The 2906-nt window shown below is 61.8% G+C and carries 4 protein-coding genes; 3 read left to right on the plus strand and 1 reads right to left on the minus strand.

The window, feature by feature from the left end:
- Positions 1 to 184, minus strand: a 184-nt coding sequence (locus OXG30_09925; protein MCY4135213.1) for a DUF6152 family protein, incomplete at its 3' end; no start/stop codon positions are given.
- Between the two features lie 131 nt (positions 185 to 315).
- On the opposite strand from OXG30_09925, the gene OXG30_09930 reads away from it, so the two are divergent.
- From OXG30_09930 to OXG30_09940, 3 genes are all read left to right on the plus strand, one after another.
- Positions 316 to 687 (plus strand): DUF6516 family protein, encoded by a 372-nt coding sequence (locus tag OXG30_09930; protein MCY4135214.1) that lies wholly within the window; start codon positions 316 to 318, stop codon positions 685 to 687.
- On the plus strand, positions 684 to 1043 hold the full coding sequence (locus tag OXG30_09935; GenBank protein ID MCY4135215.1) for a helix-turn-helix domain-containing protein: 360 nt from the start codon (positions 684 to 686) through the stop codon (positions 1041 to 1043). Before OXG30_09930 ends, OXG30_09935 begins: the two co-directional genes overlap by 4 nt.
- A 163-nt stretch (positions 1044 to 1206) precedes the next feature.
- On the plus strand, positions 1207 to 2906 hold a 1700-nt coding region (locus OXG30_09940), incomplete at its 3' end, for a hypothetical protein (protein ID MCY4135216.1).

The following is a 2906-nucleotide window of genomic DNA, read 5'->3' on the forward strand; positions in this document are numbered from 1 at the left end:
GCGGGTTCACCCACTCGACCTTCGTCACCTTGCCGCGCAGCCGAACCGGCTTCGTGGCGTCGAACTCGGCGGCGAAGGCGTGGTGCGCGGCGGCTGGCTCCGGCGACGCCATCAGGCCCAACACCAGCGCGGCAGCGAGACCAAGGACTGGCAGGGCAAGGCGAGAGAATCGCGTCGTCTTCATCGGCGTCTTCCTGTCGGCGGTTTCCGGGAGGGTCAGACCCTACCACCGGCAGCCAGGAGCTTCATCCGCCGGGATCGACTGCCTGGCGCTACCGTGGCAACGGAGTTATCATTTCCTGATAACCTTCCGTGGTGACGACGGACGACCGCGACCCAGGCCTCGACACGCTGCTGGACCTCCACGGTCAAACACTCTTCGTTGACGAAGTCGGCCACTGGGTCAAGTTCATCGTGAGACGCACCGAAGCGACCCCCGAACGGCCTCACGGACTCAGCTACTCCCTGACGCTCCACGCGCCAGATGGCGCCAGGCTGGTCGGATTCGACAACGCGCATCCTCCGAGGCCGGGCCGAGGAACCAGAGCGCGGAAGAGCCGAGCAAGCGACCACAGCCATCGTCTCAAGAGAATCCGATCCTACGACTACAAGGATGCAGCGGCGCTGCTTGAGGACTTCTGGAAGACCGTAGACAAGGTTCTGCGTGAGAGAGGATCAGTCCCATGAAAACACTGAGGATCGGCATCGCTGACTACGGCCAGATGAAGGAGCGCACGTTGGCTATCGCCCGAGGCGACTACAGGCCGGCCAAGGGGGAGCCAACCGTCTGGTTCACCTCCATCGAGAGCTTCGCCAAGGTGCTCTCTGAGCGGAACCGTGAACTGCTCATGCTGATCGCGCAGGAGAAACCGGACTCGCTCACCGAGTTGGCGCTGCTCACGGGAAGAAACAAGTCGAATCTCTCCCGCACGCTGAAGACGATGTCGCGCTACGGACTCGTGGAACTGGACAAGGGACAGCGCGGCAGGCTGATCCCGCAGGTTCCGTACGACCAGGTGAGGCTTGACCTCTCGCTGCTCTAGCTAGGCCTCCCAGCCTTCCGGGACCATGTGTCATCACCCACCACAGTGAGGAGTGCCTGAACCAGCGGCCCCAGCAGAGCCGCGGTGCACGCGCCACTCCGCTACAGGAAGCTCATGCCGCTACACTCCCCGGCTTCGACGGATGACCCGAGGCACGACTGCCATGAAAGAGACGTTCACCTGGATCCCCTGGTTCTCCGAACTAGCGGAGAAGATTGCCGAGGGGGACCAGGAGTCCTTGAGCAGGCGCGCGACACGGATCGAGTGGGGAACTGAAGCTCCCTTCTCGAGCGACGACCCGATCGAACCGCTCGGCCTGGGTGCTCTGTTAGCCCGCCACAGTAAGGGAACACATCGCAGAAACACGTTTCTCAGCGCGGGCCGCGCATTCGAACTGCGGAATCACCACTTGGCAGAGACCTCAGACGCGTGGGATCTTCCCGACAATTGGCACCTCACGGCACACTTGAAGCCGCAGGAACAAGACCTGAGGCGAGCCTGGACGATCTTCCGTCAAGCCGTAAGTGGCTCGGTCGACCGGAACGCGTTCAGCGAAGCCCTCAAGATCAGCGGTATCGCTCTGAAGAGCCTCTCCACGATGCTGTTCCTCGTGAATCCGAGGTCTTTCCTCCCACTCGTCGACTACCCGACGTACCTCAAGATACTCGGACTGACCTCGATTCCACCGAGGATGCCTTGGGAGCAGTATGCATCAGCGATCAAGGCTGTACGAACCGCCTTTCCCGGATGCGACCTTTGGGAAATTGAGCTGCTCGGGCGCCTGCAGAGAAGTGAGAACGTGGGCGGGCGCAACATGGTAGTTCGCCCTGACCGCTGCTGGGTCGCTACAACAAACGCATCGTGGGGGACGCAGGTAGGCGACCAATGGAGCGAGTTTCGCGAGAACTACTGGGTGCGTGTCGAGAACAGCTCTGCATATCCGGTGGAACGGCCCAAGCCAGGCCATCTCATGCTGGCCCGCTACGGAGACAACGGCCGGGGAATCGGTGTCGTGTACAGGAATGACTACGGCCAGCAGCGGAATCCAGAGGGAAGAATCCACGTCTTGTGGCTAAACACGAGATCCTGCGAGTTCGAGAAACCGATTCGGGCGAAGGCCTTCGCTGAGGCATCGGAGAGCGAAATGGCCGCCTTCCGGCAGCGCAGTGAGTACATACCGACGTGGGACGTCCTGGAGGGGACGAGCAAGGAGCTGGCACTCTGGGCCGAGTTTCTTGAGGTCTGGCCACCGAACCGGGTTCGAGACATGTCTCTGGAGGACTACACGAACCTCAACCGGGATGACGCCTTCGTCTACTGGCTGGAGAAGCGAACCGAGGCTCTAGGGAGCGTTTGGGGCGGCTCAGCCTTCAAGTTCGGCATCTACCGGCGCGAAGAGACGAGCCCGAAGCCACCCAAGGGAGGGCGAATCTGGGGTGACGAGTACGCCTGGATGCGCAAGTACGGAAACACGGCGGAAGAGGCCTTCACCACTGTGCGGTCCCGCCTGACCAAGGTGATCGACGCGGTCAGAGAAGGTGATTTCGAGGCTCTTGACGGGATCGACTTCTCCCCTGCGATCAAGTGGAAGGTCGCGTTCCTCTATCAGGACCGACAAGATCCTAAACTCCTCGCGATCTACTCCGAGCAACGTGTGCGGACACGCTACGAAGAGGTGTTCCCGGATGCGGGCGAACGCACTACGAGCCAGCAGCACGCGGCCCTGATCAAGCACTGCTCGCGGCTCGGTGGGGTCCTGGACATAAGCCGCAGGCTCTGGGAACCCACAGCCACCGACCGACGCTACTGGCTGATGTCGCTCGGACGTCAATCCAGCCGTTGGCCCACATGCTACGAAAGCGG

The sequence above is a fragment of the bacterium genome (assembly GCA_026708015.1).
In the GTDB taxonomy this organism is placed as follows: domain Bacteria; phylum Actinomycetota; class Acidimicrobiia; order Acidimicrobiales; family Bin134; genus Poriferisocius.

What these genes read in the sequence shown, in the direction of transcription:
- OXG30_09935 (MCY4135215.1), top strand. Translation starts at nt 684, where the DNA reads ATGAAAACACTGAGGATCGGCATCGCTGACTACGGCCAGATGAAGGAG.